At 49.6% G+C, this 15447-nt stretch carries 13 protein-coding genes; 3 read left to right on the top strand and 10 right to left on the bottom strand.

Annotation, left to right across the window (positions count from 1 at the left end):
- Positions 1-137: 137 nt before the first annotated feature.
- The 3 genes from dnaJ to grpE all read right to left on the bottom strand — a co-directional run bounded on the left by dnaJ (position 138) and on the right by grpE (position 4029).
- Positions 138-1268: a molecular chaperone DnaJ gene (dnaJ, locus tag GILYN3_RS15745; RefSeq protein WP_049723883.1), complete on the bottom strand. Its 1131-nt coding sequence runs from the start codon at positions 1266-1268 to the stop codon at positions 138-140.
- A gap of 93 nt (positions 1269-1361) precedes the next feature.
- Positions 1362-3284: a molecular chaperone DnaK gene (dnaK, locus tag GILYN3_RS15740; RefSeq protein ID WP_049723882.1), complete on the bottom strand. Its 1923-nt coding sequence runs from the start codon at positions 3282-3284 to the stop codon at positions 1362-1364.
- 187 nt (positions 3285-3471) lie between these two features.
- Complete coding sequence (gene grpE / locus GILYN3_RS15735) at positions 3472-4029, bottom strand: nucleotide exchange factor GrpE (protein WP_049723881.1); 558 nt, start codon at positions 4027-4029, stop codon at positions 3472-3474.
- A 157-nt stretch (positions 4030-4186) separates the two neighbouring features.
- Here grpE and recN point away from each other — a divergent pair, with 157 nt between their 5' ends.
- Positions 4187-5866: a DNA repair protein RecN gene (gene recN / locus GILYN3_RS15730; protein ID WP_049723880.1), complete on the top strand. Its 1680-nt coding sequence runs from the start codon at positions 4187-4189 to the stop codon at positions 5864-5866.
- Between the two features lie 17 nt (positions 5867-5883).
- Here the strand turns inward: recN and fur are convergent, their stop codons facing one another.
- On the bottom strand, positions 5884-6294 hold the full coding sequence (fur, locus tag GILYN3_RS15725) for a ferric iron uptake transcriptional regulator (protein WP_049723879.1): 411 nt from the start codon (positions 6292-6294) through the stop codon (positions 5884-5886).
- Positions 6295-6372: 78 nt separating this feature from the next.
- Between fur and GILYN3_RS16575 the strand changes: the two genes are divergently transcribed.
- Positions 6373-6771, top strand: coding sequence for an outer membrane protein assembly factor BamE (locus GILYN3_RS16575; RefSeq protein ID WP_157484954.1), 399 nt, complete (start codon positions 6373-6375; stop codon positions 6769-6771).
- Positions 6772-6855: 84 nt separating this feature from the next.
- On the opposite strand, the gene GILYN3_RS15715 is transcribed toward GILYN3_RS16575, so the two are convergent.
- The 6 genes from GILYN3_RS15715 to GILYN3_RS15690 form a co-directional block, all read right to left on the bottom strand.
- Positions 6856-8505 carry a GGDEF domain-containing response regulator gene (locus GILYN3_RS15715; protein ID WP_049723877.1) on the bottom strand — a complete coding sequence of 550 codons (1650 nt, stop codon included), beginning with the start codon at positions 8503-8505 and terminating at the stop codon, positions 6856-6858.
- 33 nt (positions 8506-8538) lie between these two features.
- Positions 8539-8928: a response regulator gene (locus GILYN3_RS15710; RefSeq protein WP_049723876.1), complete on the bottom strand. Its 390-nt coding sequence runs from the start codon at positions 8926-8928 to the stop codon at positions 8539-8541.
- Between the two features lie 56 nt (positions 8929-8984).
- Positions 8985-12350 (bottom strand): PAS domain S-box protein, encoded by a 3366-nt coding sequence (locus tag GILYN3_RS15705; protein ID WP_049723875.1) that lies wholly within the window; start codon positions 12348-12350, stop codon positions 8985-8987.
- 88 nt (positions 12351-12438) lie between these two features.
- Positions 12439-12762 carry an RnfH family protein gene (locus GILYN3_RS15700; RefSeq protein WP_049723874.1) on the bottom strand — a complete coding sequence of 108 codons (324 nt, stop codon included), beginning with the start codon at positions 12760-12762 and terminating at the stop codon, positions 12439-12441.
- 35 nt (positions 12763-12797) lie between these two features.
- A complete protein-coding gene (locus tag GILYN3_RS15695) occupies positions 12798-13253 on the bottom strand; it encodes a type II toxin-antitoxin system RatA family toxin (protein ID WP_049723873.1) in 456 nt (151 codons plus the stop codon).
- Between the two features lie 2 nt (positions 13254-13255).
- Complete coding sequence (locus GILYN3_RS15690; protein ID WP_049723872.1) at positions 13256-14626, bottom strand: sodium-dependent transporter; 1371 nt, start codon at positions 14624-14626, stop codon at positions 13256-13258.
- A gap of 182 nt (positions 14627-14808) precedes the next feature.
- Here GILYN3_RS15690 and smpB point away from each other — a divergent pair, with 182 nt between their 5' ends.
- Entirely contained in the window at positions 14809-15288 is a 480-nt protein-coding gene (gene smpB, locus GILYN3_RS15685; protein ID WP_049723871.1) for an SsrA-binding protein SmpB, read from the top strand.
- Positions 15289-15447 lie beyond the last annotated feature (159 nt).

Raw genomic sequence — 15447 nt, 5'->3', positions numbered from 1 at the left:
TTCGTGTCTATCGCCAAAATCGATCAAAAAGCAAACACATAAACAGCCAAAACCCAGCCACAAAAAAGCGGCTTACGCTGCCCTTAGAGTATCGTTTTAGAGTCTCACCATAATAAGACCCAACCTTAATGTATAAGCTAAATTTTCATATCACCAAAAAAGCTCTTCATGCCATCAAACCAGCTTTTTTGTCGTGGAGAATGCTTGCCATTCTCCATGGTCTTACGAAACTGCTCGAGCAGATCTTTCTGCTTGGCGGTTAAGTTGACCGGCGTCTCCAGCACCACCCGACACATCAAGTCGCCAGCGCCGCCACCACGCACGGGAGCCACACCCTTGCCGCGCAGCCGGAACAGTTTTCCAGTTTGCGTTTCGGAGGGCACCTTAAGCTTTACCCGGCCATCCAAGGTCGGCACTTCAATCTCACCACCAAGAGCGGCCTGCACAAACCCAATTGGCACCTCGCAATAAAGGTCGCGACCGTCTCGCTGGAATATCTCATGCTCTTTAACATTGATTTGGACATACAAGTCGCCTGCGGGACCACCTTCGGCACCAGCCTCACCCTCACCCGACAAGCGAATACGATCCCCAGTATCGACGCCAGATGGGACTTTAACCGATAGCGTTTTAGTCTCCTCTACCCGACCCTGACCATTACAGCTAGCGCAAGGGTCAGAGATTGTCGTGCCACGACCGTGACAACTGGGACAAGTCTGCTGCACAGAGAAGAAGCCTTGCTGCATCCGCACTTGACCAACCCCACCACAAGTAGAGCATGTGGTAGGCCTGCTGCCAGGTTTGGCACCAGAGCCACCACAAGGGTCACACTGCGCCAAGGTTGGAACCTTAATTTGAACCTGCGAGCCACGCACGGCATCTTCTAACGACAAATCGAGCGTATAACGCAGATCTGATCCGCGGGCTGGGCCACCGCGCGATCTACCGCCGCCGGCTCCACCAAAAATATCGCCAAACACATCACCAAAAATATCGCTGAAGTTGCCATAGCCGCCGGCTCCGCCGCCCATGCCAGAGTTACCATCGACACCGGCATGACCAAACTGATCATAGGCGGCGCGCTTTTGTTCGTCAGATAAAACTTCGTAGGCTTCACTCGCCTCTTTAAATTTATCCTCAGCAGCCTTGTCGCCTGGATTTCTGTCAGGGTGATGCTTCATCGCAACTCGGCGATAGGCCTTTTTTAGATCCTGTGCCGAGATATCTTTTGATACGCCCAGAACTTCGTAGTAGTCGCGCTTTGCCATGCGTTTGTATGTCCAGTTATTTCAGTGAGTTACGATACGACAAATGCGGACCGGGGCCCGCATTTGCATATTTAAGCTATAAAAGGTCTCGACTTATTTGCTGTCGTCTTCTTTTACTTCTTCAAACTCCGCATCGACGGCTCCATCATCGGCTTGCGGCTCGCCACTAGCTTGTGGCTCGGCACCAGCTTCACCTTGCTGCTCTGCGTACATTTTTTGAGCTAACGAACCTGACGCCTCAGTCAACTTAGTGGTCGCAGCTTCCATAGCTGCAACATCATCACCCTTAACCGCCTCTTCTGCCTCGGCAACAGCAGCTTCTATTGCAGCTTTTTCTTCCGCAGTGGCTTTATCGCCAGCTTCAGTCAGAGTTTTTTGCGTTGCATGAATTAAGCCTTCAAGAGTGTTGCGAGTGGTTACACGCTGCTCAAAAACCTTATCGGCTTCGGCATTTGCCTCAGCATCCTGCACCATCTTCTCAATTTCATCATCAGACAAGCCAGAAGAAGCCTTAATGACAATGGACTGCTCTTTGCCTGTGGCCTTGTCTTTGGCGCTAACATTCAAGATACCGTTAGCGTCAATATCAAAGGTCACTTCAACCTGAGGCAAGCCACGTGGCGCTGGCGGAATATCAGCAAGATCAAAACGACCCAACGATTTATTTTGGGCTGCCTGCTTGCGCTCCCCCTGAACAACGTGAATCGTCACTGCAGTTTGGTTGTCTTCTGCGGTTGAGAAAACCTGCGACTTTTTAGTCGGGATAGTCGTGTTCTTCTCAATTAAAGGAGTTGCAACACCACCCATGGTTTCGATACCCAACGTCAAAGGAGTCACATCCAGCAGCAACACGTCTTTAACATCACCGGACAATACCGCACCCTGAATAGCGGCACCTACAGCAACGGCTTCATCTGGGTTTACGTCTTTACGTGGCTCTTTACCAAAGAAGTCTGCAACGGCTTTTTGCACCATTGGCATACGGGTTTGACCACCCACCAAAATAACGTCGCTTATCTCACTAACGGATAGACCAGCATCTTTAATAGCTAGCTTTACCGGCTCAAGAGATCGAGTCACCAAGCTTTCGACCAAGGATTCAAGCTTGGCTCGAGACAATTTAACAACCAAGTGCTTAGGCCCAGTGTTATCAGCCGTAATATAAGGTAGGTTCACTTCAGTTTGCTGGCTAGACGATAGCTCGATCTTGGCCTTCTCGGCAGCTTCTTTTAAACGCTGCAACGCAAGCGGGTCATTGTGTAGATCGATACCTTGCTCTTTCTTAAACTCATCGGCTAAGTAGTTAATCAACACCAAGTCGAAGTCTTCACCACCAAGGAAGGTGTCACCGTTGGTGGACAGCACTTCAAACTGATGCTCACCATCAACATCGGCAATTTCAATGATCGAGATATCGAAGGTACCACCACCTAAATCGTATACTGCAATGGTGCGATCGCCTTTCTTCTGATCCATGCCGTAGGCCAATGCCGCTGCGGTTGGCTCGTTAATAATGCGCTTAACGTCCAAACCTGCAATTTTACCGGCATCTTTAGTTGCCTGACGCTGCGAGTCATTAAAGTAAGCAGGCACAGTAATAACGGCTTCTGTAACCGGCTCACCCAAGTAATCTTCGGCAGTCTTTTTCATTTTCTTCAAAACTTCGGCCGAAATTTGTGGTGGCGCTCTTCTTTCGCCCTTAACTTCTACCCACGCATCGCCATTGTCAGCGGCCACAATTTTATACGGCACCATCTTGATGTCTTTTTGTACAACATCATCTTTAAACTTACGCCCAATCAAACGCTTAACCGCATACAAAGTATTGTGCGGATTAGTAACGGCTTGGCGCTTAGCGCTCTGACCTACCAGCACTTCATCATCGTTGGTAAAAGCCACGATAGACGGGGTGGTGCGATCGCCTTCGGCGTTTTCAATGACTTTAGGCTTGTCGCCTTCTAGTATGGCTACACACGAGTTAGTGGTACCCAAGTCAATCCCAATAATTTTACCCATGATTCAATCTCCTAAAAGTTATCTTTCTGCGCCGTAGATCGAGCTCTCGGTTTAGCGAATCGATCGACAATAAAAACGACAGCAGAGAATTTTTACATTAAGTGCTTAACGCACCTTTCCCAGTCATTAGTAGCTATATGGGCGCCGTTGGCGACTTTTCAAGCCCTCGCGCCGCAAATAATAAAATTTAACCCTTCGCTACCACCACCATTGCCGGGCGCACCAAGCGGCCGTGCAGGGTGTAACCTTTCTGAAACACATCAATTACCGTATTTGGCTCAACATCGGGGTTGTCCACCATGGTCATGGCTTGATGCAACTGCGGATCAAATGGCTCACCAACAGGGTTGAGCGCAACGACTTGATGCCGCGCCAAGCCATCCAGAAATGACTTAAGGGTCAATTCAATGCCTTCACAGATGGGCTTGTTTGCCTCAGCCTCGCGATCTATAGCGGCTAGCGCGCGCTCCAAGTTGTCGACCACAGGAAGCATGTCGGCGACTAGCTTCTCTTGGCCAAACTTGTGTGCTTTTTCAATATCTTGCTCGGCGCGCCTACGGCTATTTTGAGCTTCGGCCTGAGCCCGCAGAGTTTGCTCTTTAGCCGCGGCCAAGGCATTAACTAAATCCTCGACTTCGGGGCTCAGCTGCTCGCTTTCATTAGTTGCCGACTCGGCTGACTGCTCGATTTCGGGCCCATTATCTGCTGCAGCATTCTGTTCGTCGTTATGCTCTTGATCTGTCACCTTGCTCTCCACTGTGAATGGTTGAACGAATCTCTGCTCGATATGGGGCTATTGCGTCAGCTTTCAAGGGCAAGGTTGTGTATTTTTGCCTAGCAGGACGAAAAAAAAACCTGTATAAATAACCAGATAAACACCCCACAAAACACGGAGTACTTTTATGTTGAGCCATCTAAGCATCCAGAATTTCACCTTGGTAGAGAAACTGGATCTTGACCTAAAGGCAGGCATGACAGTCATCACCGGCGAAACCGGTGCCGGAAAATCAGTATTACTCGAAGCGCTAGGGCAAACTTTGGGAGATCGCGCCGATGCAACACGCGTAAGGCACGGCAGTACGCGTGCCGATATTGCCGCCACCTTCGAGTTAGACAATAACCCACGCGCGCAACGCTGGCTGGCCCAAAATGATTTAACTCAAGAAGATAGCCCCAACGAATGTCTATTACGCCGCACATTAACTCGCGAGGGTCGATCTAAAGCCTACATTAACGGCCACCCCGCCACCTTAGCGCAGCTGCGCGAGCTGGGCGATATGCTGATGGACATTCACAGCCAGCACGAGCATCAATCACTGCTGGTAAAAGACAATCATCGCCGCCTATTGGATAACTACGCTGGCAACAACGCCTTAGTAGCCTCGGTGAAAACCGCCTACCTCGCCTGGCACGAGCTAGCAGCCAACTTACGACACCGCCGCGATAACGCCGACGAAGTAAATGCCCGGTTTCAATTAGTGCACTACCAAGTCGAAGAGCTGGACCAACTCAATGTACAAGCCGACGAAATAACTACGCTTGAGCAAGAGCAGCGCGAACTAACCAGTGCCGAAGGACTACTGCAAGCCAGCGCCCAAGTATTAGGATTGTGTAACGACGATGAGCAAGGCCTACAAGCTGGGCTAAACCGAGCACTGCAAATACTGCGTAAGCTGGACAACAAGCCCGCCGCCCTAGTCGAGGCCGAGCAGCTGTTAAATGAAGCCGAAATTCAGCTCGAGGAAGCGCAGCGCAATCTTGAGCATTTTGGCGACAGCTTTAATCTCGACCCAGAGCGTTTAGTGTGGGTCGAAGATCGTCTATCCAGTATTTATGAAGTTGCCCGCAAGCATCGCGTATCTCCCGAGGCACTACCCGAGCTGCATGAGAGCCTTGCCAATGAGCTTGCAAGTTTAGGCGGCGGAGACGAGCAACTTGAAGCAATGGCTCGCGAGGTCAGCAAGCTTGAGCAGACGTTTCGGACGAAAGCCGAGGCATTAACCAATACCCGCGTAAAAACAGCGGCGGTACTCTCTAAAAAAGTAAATGCGCACCTTAAAGCTCTAGCCATGGAGCATGCAAACCTTACCGTCGAGTGCAAGCCACGTCATGATCGCCCCAGCACACATGGCTTAGAGGACATTGAACTGCTTATTAGCACCAATCCCGGCCAACCCCCAGCACCACTAGCCAAGGTCGCCTCGGGCGGTGAACTATCCCGCGTGAGCCTCGCCATTCAAGTGGTGGCCGCCGAGCGCAGCGCAATCGCCAGCTTGGTATTTGATGAGGTGGATGTGGGGATAGGTGGCGCTACCGCTGATACCGTTGGTAAATTGCTACGGCAGCTGGCCAGTCGCGGACAAATTTTATGTGTAACGCATTTGGCACAAGTGGCCAGCAAAGGCCATCAGCATTTGCGAGTCGAAAAGACCAGCAACAGCCAATCGGCCGAGACCGCTTTGGTGGAGATTACGGGTGATCAAAAGGTAGCCGAACTAGCGCGCATGCTAGGTGGCGCTAATATTACCGAAGAATCTCTTGCACACGCCCAGCAGATGTTGGGCGATGCGGCAGAGGCCTAATAGCCCTGCTGGGCTTATTAGACTTTTTTAGGTTTTACGTAAAGCACTAGCGAGTGATCTTCGAGCTCGTAGCCCTGCTCATCAGCAATACGCTTTTGCAGCTGCTCAATTTCTTCACTATGGAACTCAATAACTCGACCAGAGTCCAAGCACACCATGTGATCGTGATGATCGCCACGGCAGATTTCAAATACCGAATGGCCTCCATCAAAATTGTGGCGAACAACCAACCCTGCGGTCTCAAATTGAGTCAATACACGGTAAACTGTTGCCAACCCGACATCATCGCCGCTCTCAATTAGCGCCTTGTACACATCCTCGGCGCTCATGTGATGGTCGTCCGATGACTCGAGCAACTGTAGAATTTTAACTCTTGGCAGCGTCACCTTAAGTCCGGCTTTACGTAATTCTTGGTTTTCATCAGCCATTTTTCGTTCAAGCCCTTCTCAGTGTTCGTTATGTTCAGGTATTATCGCCCATTCGTTTTAGCAAGTGGAACCCCTGTAATGAAAATAATCAAAAACCCCCTTATGATCGTCTGCTTAGTATCGATATTGGCGGGGTGTCAGTATTTTCAGTTCCCTGGCGTCCATAAGATCAATATACAGCAAGGACACATTTTAACCGAGGAGATGATTTCTCAGCTTGAGCCAGGACTTAACAAGCGCCAGGTGCGCTATATTCTTGGCACTCCTCTGATCGACGACATCTTTAACGATGACCGATGGGACTACTACTACAGCTTAAAAATGGGCAGTGGACGCTTTTTTAAGCGAACCTTAACCGTCTATTTTGACGGTGATTTGCTCACTCACTTTACTGGCGAGAACTTACCCGAAAGTAAAGTGAGTGACGAAGAGCAGAAAAAAGATGAAAAAGAGCCTGAAACTCCTCTGCCCGACTAACAGCGCTCAGCCTAACTAGACTGTCGCAAAGGGTCATTGGTACGTATAACGCGCTCACCAATGACCCTTTAGCAAACTAATCGTCTAAGCTACCGTGCACACGCGATTACGCCCTGCCGCCTTAGCGCGATACAAAGCTTTATCGGCCTGCTCCAACAAACTTTCCACTGCGCCATCACCGCTACTGGCTATGCCGCAACTTAACGTCACGTTAAAAGTTGCCTCTTTGGCACTAAACGTCACAGCCGCAAAACTCTCGCGCAGGTCATCAAGTATAAGTTTAGCCGCAGCGGTATCACAATCTGGCAAGATCACGACAAACTCCTCTCCGCCATAGCGCCCAATACCATCGGTTTGACGCAAGCGTTGACGCAGCAACTGAGCTAACGCCCGAATCACTCGGTCACCTATAGCGTGGCCATAGGTATCATTCACCTTTTTAAAGTGATCTAGATCGATCATCGCTACGCTGGCCGGCTTACCCAAACGCTTAGCCCGCTGCAATTCTATATTCACCTGATCTTTTATGCGCGCATGGGTTAACAGGCCGGTTAGGCTATCCTGATCAATGGCCTCACTCAGCTGCCGAGAGCGCGCGGCTCGTACACAAACGGCACTGACCAAACGTAAATCAGAGATAGGCTTGGTCAAAAAGTCGTCACCACCGTAGCCCACAGCATTGGCCTGGGCTTGCTCGTCACTCTCGGACGACAAATAAGCAATTGCCACACGTAGCCAATCGGGGTTTAAACGTATAAGTTGCGCCACCTCGTAGCCACGACAATCCGGTAAATTTAAATCTAATAACACTAACTCAGGGTGGAATCGCCGCATGCTATCCAAAACATTACGCGGGTCGGTTATCACTTCGACACGCATGCCAGCACTTTCTAGCACTGCCTGATAATGGCTCGCCAGCATAGCGTCATCATCAACAATCAATACTCGGTACGGCGACCGCTGTGCGAGCTTTAATTGTGACTCTAAACAGTTAACTAACTGCGGAATATCCAACGGCTTGACAAAGTAACCAACCGCACCTGCGCGCACTGCCGCTAAATAAGCATCAAAGTCATCGCGAGCGGAAATAAATACTACCGCAAGAGGCACCTCCGCCTGCTTTTGCAAGGCGGCAATACTCTCTGGCCCAGTTCGCGCCTCACCAGAGAACATAACATCGACAATTAAAAAATCAGGGCGAATATTGTTGACGGCTTTTTCAGCATCGGCCAATGCAACGTAATGCTCAACCCAATAACCGAAATTAGTCAGCGCCATGGTCAGCTCTGCAGCCAAATCCAAGTCATCTTCAAGCAAATAAATTAAATTGCGCTCAGAACCCGCCAGATGCGCGACTTGGGTGTGCCCGATTGGGGCGTCACTAGCGGGTGCTTGTTGGGCATTGGTAGTGTAATCACGAAGTTCGCGTATCGCGGCACCAAAATCGATAGCCGCCGCTGCGGCAACGGGATCTCCAGCCAACCATTTTTTGACAATCAGTTCTTGCTCGCGAGCCTTAACGCTAAGCTCGTCAAAGCCAAAGCTACCCGCAGAACCTGCCAACTTATGCAGCTCTTGATACAACGATTGCAAAGCTTCAGGCTGAGCCACAGAAGCACCTAACGAGTCGGACAAATGTTCGAGTTTTGTTAAAACATCAGGTAATTTTTTGGCATATTCACAACGCAGCTTTTGCAGTTGCTCTAATACGCTTAGTTCGGTTTCTGAACTCACGACATCCCCTTGAGATTATCGTAATAAATAAGTTTAGGCTTGCTGCCAAATATCATTGATACGCTGAGCCAAGCCCAGCGGATCAAACGGTTTAGGAATCACATCCAAAGCCCCTAAAGCGCGGTACTCAATAATTTCGTCTGGCTGCACTTTGGCCGTCATGAAAATAGCCGGTATCTTTGCCATTGATGGCATCTTACGCAGTTGTCGCAATGTTTCTGGGCCATCCATCTCAGGCATCATAACATCGAGCACAATTAAATCTGGGATCTGAGTACCAGCCGCAGCCAAGGCCTCTTTACCACTGGCGCAGCTAATCAATGTAAATCCGCCAATCGTCTGCAGCGCAAGCTCTACGATAGCCCGAATATCTGGCTCATCCTCAACGTATAAAATGGTGTTCAACGGCCTATTGGCTATCATGGCAATAATCTCTTTGCATGTACCGATTTAAGTTAAGGTGAGCAAATGACACCAATTTAATGGACTGCCGAACGCATACGCTCACTCCAATAACGATTTAACGTTGCCGCTAAAGCACTATTTTTTGCAATGACACCATCAAATTTCTGGGTGTCGGCGATATTTAACTCAACGTGCGTCAACGCAACAACCTCGGCCGCTACCGACGAACTTGCCGCGATCGCGCTTAACAAGTCTAAACCACTGCCATCAGGCAACAGTATATCAAGTAATATGATGTCATATTGGGCTTGGCCAAGCGCCTGTCGCGCTGCTTTAATCGAGGACACTTGCGTTAAATGCACCGCTCGCCCCACCAACAGCTCTGTCAGCTGCAAAATGTCATCATCATCCTCGACCTGCAATACTCTAAGATCAGCCCGGCAAGGCGTAGCGCCTTGTATGGCAGTGCATGGCAGTGCAAAGTAAAACCGTGAACCATGTCCCTTACTGGACTCAAAGCCAATGGAGCCCTTATGTTGCTCCACAATCTCTTTACAGATCGCCAAACCAAGTCCAGTTCCACCCTTATCCTTTGTGGTAGAGCTGTCCGCTTGTGAAAACTTCTCAAAGATTCGGTCGCGAAACTCGTCAGATATACCAACCCCGTTATCAACGACACTCACCACCAAGTCGTTTTGGTCTTCGTGTAACTGCAACACGACTTCACCACCGGCATACGAGAATTTAACCGCATTCGATATTAAATTAACCAGTATTTGTGTGACTCGCTGGCTATCAGCGTGCACCAGATACCGTTCGGCGGGCAACGACAATCCAGAGTAATCTAACCGCAAGGTAACATCAAATTGTGCCGCGTAGGCGGCATTATCCTCAATTATCTGGCGCAACAGATTTGCCATAACCAAGTGCTCCAACTTCAATAACACCTTACCGGCGACGAGCTTCTCGATATCGAGCAAATCGTTAACCAAATTCAACAATCGATCACTATTGTTATTTGCAACAGAGATCATCTTCTTAATCGTATCTGGCACCTCGCCAAGAGCATTAGACTCAAGCAACCGTAAAGACCCACTAATGGCCGTTAGCGGAGTGCGCAATTCGTGACTAACCGTTGCAATAAATTCATTTTTCATTCGTTCGACGCGTTTACGATCAGTAATATCACGCATCAGGGCAACATACAGACGCTCCCCTTCGGCGAAAATTTCCGAAAAAGACAGCTCCAACGGAAACTCATCCCCTCCCATACGCAAGCCCTTGACCTCTACGCCTCCCGACTCCTTGCCACGTCGATGCAGAGAATCAAAGCTTTCATCGTTATCGGACAATAAACGCTCGACACCAAGTCCCTCAGCTTGAACTGCAGGCAAATCAAATATTCGCTCAGCGGCTAAATTGAGAGAAACAATCGCTCCATCCTCCGAGATCAATACAATACCGTCAGCGACATTATCTAAAATAGCTTGGGTGCGCTCTGCGCTGGCTCGTAGCTTTTCAGCCTGCGAGCGCTCCAGTGTGATATCGCGCGCAACACTTAAATAGCCTTCAATTACCCCCTCATCATCGCGTACTGCAATAATTGTCTCCATAACGCGAACAGGCCGGCCATCTTTACAGCGATAAGTGCGCTCTGCGCTTTTAACCTGCCCTTGTGAGGCCGGCCTCGCGATGACTTCAAACTCAACTAGATTCTTATCGCTCGAACACGTCAACGCCGCAGGCAAATCATCTGACATTGTCGTAAAATACAAATCCACCAGGTTACATCTATTAAGTAACTCTTCTTCAGCGTAGCCCAGTATACGGTTTGCACCAACATTCAATGACTGCACCACGCCCTTCACGTCAGTGATAATGAACGATAAACTCGCAACATCAAAAATAGCATCACGCCAGCGATTAGTTCGACTAAGTTTCTGCTCAGCCATAACCTCCTCGGTAACATCCCACAATGACCCGTGCCAAATAATACTGTCATCACTCTGACGCTCGGGGCTAGTACGACCACGTACCCATAATAAGCCCCGTGTCGGGTGTACAACTCGATACTGCGTATTCCACCGGTTCATAGTGCGCGCAGACTCCGCAATACCAGAGGCAACACGAGCTAAATCATCTGGATGTATATGCTCAAATACCTTTGCGGCGCTATGTCTTACCTCATCTGGCGTAACACCATATATATCGACGATGCCGCGACTGGCGTAGGGAAAACACGAAGAACCATCAAGGTGTTTTTGAAACTGCACCAAACAACCAGGCATACTGTCCGACAGCCGTGCGAAAGTCTCTGACAGCTTTCTGTTTTCACGCTCCTGCAATGATCGCTCAAGAGTGGAGCCTACCCAGCGAGCCAATACTCGAACAAAATTACGCTCATAATCACTAAATTCAGTTGCCCGCGCTTCAGGAGATGAATAATTAAGAGTGCCGTATACCTCACCATTCACCCACACTGGGGCACCAATATAGCTTTCAAGCTGCGTTGAGATATAGCATGGATGATGGGCCAATGAAGAGTCAGCCGTATGATGCACCGCCATAACATCTCGGCCATTTAACGTTTCGACACAAAAACAGTTGGACAAGTGAAATGTTTGGTTATCTTCAAGTGCCCCAGGAGGCGACACCTGCACGTATATACGGTAATTCTCACCGTTAACCTGACTGATAATACCAAATGGTAAGCCTAAATAATCCGCGCCCAAGCCGAGCGCTTGACGCAACAAATCTTTCGCATCGGAGCTGGGCAGCGAGGCTATTTCGTTAAGTTTCTCCAAAGCCTTCTGCTGATGAATGACAAGCTCGTCGACCCGTTTTCTGGCATTAACATCTGTGTAAACACCAATCATTTGCAACGCACGTCCATTGCCATCACGCTCGATCACCCGACCGCGAGTCAAAAACCACAGATACCGTCCTCGCTCATCGCGCAGGCGATGCTCGTGCTCAAAACGCTCGGTCTGGCCTGTTATGTGCGCTTTGATGCCCGCCAAACACTCATCGCGGTCATCGGGATGAACTCGCGCCATCCACTCCGAAGCACCGTCTTGAGTAACCGCATCCTCGCTTAGGCCAAACATTCGCTTCCAGTCGTCAGAAAACTCGACCCTATCGTGCAGTACATCCCAGTCCCAATAACCTGACTGACTGTTTTCCAATGCGAGCTGTAAACGCCGGCCAAGTGCTTGTGATGAAGATTGATAGGTAGCGTACTTACGGTTGCGACACTTAAGATAGAGGGCTAATAAAACAAGTGTGAAGACTAGCAAGGCCGCCAGCAGCAGCAATAAAGTACGGACGGTCACAACAGCCCCTTCTTGAGCCCAAGCGGAACCGGAGATAAAACAAAGAAAACCAATCGTAACGACTGATTTAAGCACTGATCCATGTTTCGTTAAGGCACTGCTAGCCATAATCCCTCCTCCACTATTGCGCTTAACAGCCTAGCAACTGTTCAAGTAACGCGAGAATTCAATCTTCACTCTAAATGTCCTTTTACTGTCAAGATTCAGCTTGTTTTGCTTTTTCTGCGCGGCGCCGGCGCACCTCTTTAGGGTCCGCTTGTAAAGGCCGATAGATCTCAACTCGATCACCCGATAGCAAGACATGCTCATGAGGAGGCTTTAACCCTTTAGTGCCTAGCGCTTGACCAAAAATACCCATTTTTGCACTGTCGATATCCAGCTCTGGGTAGCGGCGGGTAATCCCCGAGCGCTCTACCGCTTGATAAGCAGTGGTGCCAGGCTCGACTAACACCTCTAATATTGTCTGCTGGTCGGGTAAGGCATACGCCACCTCGACGGTAATTAAATCTAAATCTGCCATAAACCTAGCCTCTCGTACCGCTTACACCACTTTAATTAACGATTGACACCATAGACTGCAAGCGCCCGCTGACACAATGACTGCACCTGCGCGGCCACAATTTTCTCAAACATCTTATTAACGGCCATCGCCAACAGCGGGTTCTTTAAACTAAAGTCCAACTCCAAAGTCACACGACAACCCTCGGTACAAGCATCCACCGAGGCCTCCTCAAATAGCCACTGCCCAGAGAACGTCCGAAACGGGCCATCAACCAACTCCATCGTCATTTTACTGGGCGACAACAGCTGATTGCGGGTGACGAAACTCTGAGATATTCCACCCAAACCGAGCGTCAGCCGCGCCTCGAGCCAATCATCGCCGCGCGCCAACACCACGGCACTTTGACAGCCGTCCATATATTCGGGATACGCCTCAATATCATTAACCAGCGCAAACATTTGCTCCCGTGAATAACCAACCTCGGCCGTACGTTTTATTTGATACCCCACAACTACCCCGCGAATTTTCCGTATAAACCTATCAAAAACACTAACAACACCAACGCCGGAGAGACATAACGAACAATAGTAAACCAGCGAGTAAACGTTTTGCGTGACTCTTGCCTAAGCTCGCTTCGCAGCGAGCGGCGCTGCATAAACCAACCGACATATATCGCCATTAACACCCCGCCCAACGGTAGTAATACGCTGGCCGTAATAAAATCAATAAAATTAAAGAAATTCATGCCTAAAAAATAAGTGCTGTCCGACCAATCGTTAAATGACATCACGGTGCCCAAGCCCAACAGCCACGCCAGAGAGGCAATTAATAAGTTGGCACTAAGGCGATGAAACCGAAAGCGTTGAATTAAATAGGCTACCGCCGGCTCCAGCAACGAAATCGCTGAGCTCCAAGCGGCCAAGGTCACCAACAAAAAAAACAAGGTGCCAAATATTGTCCCAAATGGCATAGCACCAAAAACGATGGGCAAACTAATAAACATCAACCCCGAACCGTCACCAGGTGACACGCCTTGGGTGGCAAACACGATAGGGAAGATGGCCAATCCGGCCATTAACGCTACCACAGTATCCAGTATCCCGACGATCAACACGGTTTTTACAATTGAGTGGTGACTGGGCATGTACGAGCCGTAAGTCATAATGGCCCCCATCCCCAAGCTGAGCGTAAAGAACGCATGCCCCAGCGCCAAAGACAATCCTTTTAATGACAGCTCTGAAAACTTAAAGCTAAACAGAAACGATGCCCCTGCAGCAAAATCACCCACGTAAGCGGCGTACACCATCAGTACAACCAACAAAACAAACAGCAGCGGCATTAGCACCCGCACGGCGGTTTCTAAACCTCGGGTCACGCCAAACACAATCACCAACACGGTCATGCAAAGAAAAGCCGTTTGCCATTGCACCAGTGCGCTTTTATTGGCGTTTAGTGCCTCAAATGCCCGTTTGGCACTTTCGCCATCAAGCCCAACAAAGCCACCGCGAGCAGCGGTGGTAACATACTCGAGCGTCCAGCCGGCAATCACACTGTAATAAGACAAAATCAAAAAACCGGCCAAGACACCAAACAAACCGATCACATTCCAACCGCGCGAACTGCCTGATTCACGAGTTACCGCTTGCACCGCCATAATCGGGTTAGCCCGGCCACGGCGCCCCAGTAACACCTCGGCCACCATCACTGGCAAGCCAATCAAACAGATACACAGCAGGTACATCAACACAAACGCGCCACCGCCGTTTTCGCCGGCGATGTAGGGAAATTTCCAGATATTACCAAGGCCCACCGCCGAGCCAGTCGCGGCCAAGATAAATGTGCCCTTGCGTCTCCAAATGGCGTGTTTTTGTACTGATTTCAAGCGGCCACTCCGTTCGTTTATTATTCTACGCTGACCCAGAGCGAGCCGCGCTTCAATTAAACTCTCAATTTAGCCCCGATTGTACCGTTAAACACCCAACAGCATAAGTGCAGGCGCAGACAGGACGCTCGGGGGTGGTTATAATGATAGGGTTTCCATTCACTTATCCGACGCGACTGTTCATGGCTAAAAAGCAGAAAAAACCCGCCGGCAATACCATTGCCCTTAACAAAAAGGCGAAATTTGACTACGTACTCCAAGACAAATTGGAGGCCGGCATCATGCTTCTCGGCTGGGAGGTTAAAAGCTTGCGCGCGGGTAAAACTCAGCTAACCGACACTTACGTGATTTTTCAAAATGGTGAGGCGTGGTTAGTAGGTGCACAAATTGCGCCGCTCGCAACCGTCTCGACTCACTACGTGGTAGAGCCCAACCGCTCACGCAAGCTGTTAATGCATCAAAAAGAACTCACCAGGTTACGCCAAGCAACCGAGCAAAAAGGTTACACAGTGGTCGCCACGGCCATGTACTGGAAGCAACACCTAGTAAAGGTCGAAGTGGCGTTAGGCAAGGGTAAGCAACTGCACGACAAACGTGAGACCGAAAAAGAACGTGACTGGGGCCGCCAGAAACAACGTTTGTTTCAAACCGAGCAAAAATAGCGCTCGAGAACTAATCATTATTCTCGCCGTGCCTTACAAAACGGCAGTCTTACCGCTGCCGCCGAACCACCTTCGCAAATAGCCTCCCATTAGACAACAAATACCAATACCTAGACGGGCTTATCGCAACGCACGAGGCCAATAGTACGCTGTTGCTCG

This window comes from Gilvimarinus polysaccharolyticus (genome assembly GCF_001187555.1).
Classification (GTDB): domain Bacteria; phylum Pseudomonadota; class Gammaproteobacteria; order Pseudomonadales; family Cellvibrionaceae; genus Gilvimarinus; species Gilvimarinus polysaccharolyticus.
The sequence above is the reverse complement of the archived record's forward strand: the minus strand, read 5'-3'. Positions and strand labels throughout refer to the sequence as shown.

What these genes read in the sequence shown, in the direction of transcription:
- dnaJ (WP_049723883.1), bottom strand. Translation starts at nt 1,268, where the DNA reads ATGGCAAAGCGCGACTACTACGAAGTTCTGGGCGTATCAAAAGATATC.
- dnaK (WP_049723882.1), bottom strand. Translation starts at nt 3,284, where the DNA reads ATGGGTAAAATTATTGGGATTGACTTGGGTACCACTAACTCGTGTGTA.
- GILYN3_RS16575 (WP_157484954.1), top strand. Translation starts at nt 6,373, where the DNA reads ATGAAAATAATCAAAAACCCCCTTATGATCGTCTGCTTAGTATCGATA.
- GILYN3_RS15705 (WP_049723875.1), bottom strand. Translation starts at nt 12,350, where the DNA reads ATGGCTAGCAGTGCCTTAACGAAACATGGATCAGTGCTTAAATCAGTC.
- GILYN3_RS15710 (WP_049723876.1), bottom strand. Translation starts at nt 8,928, where the DNA reads ATGATAGCCAATAGGCCGTTGAACACCATTTTATACGTTGAGGATGAG.
- smpB (WP_049723871.1), top strand. Translation starts at nt 14,809, where the DNA reads ATGGCTAAAAAGCAGAAAAAACCCGCCGGCAATACCATTGCCCTTAAC.
- recN (WP_049723880.1), top strand. Translation starts at nt 4,187, where the DNA reads ATGTTGAGCCATCTAAGCATCCAGAATTTCACCTTGGTAGAGAAACTG.
- GILYN3_RS15700 (WP_049723874.1), bottom strand. Translation starts at nt 12,762, where the DNA reads ATGGCAGATTTAGATTTAATTACCGTCGAGGTGGCGTATGCCTTACCC.
- fur (WP_049723879.1), bottom strand. Translation starts at nt 6,294, where the DNA reads ATGGCTGATGAAAACCAAGAATTACGTAAAGCCGGACTTAAGGTGACG.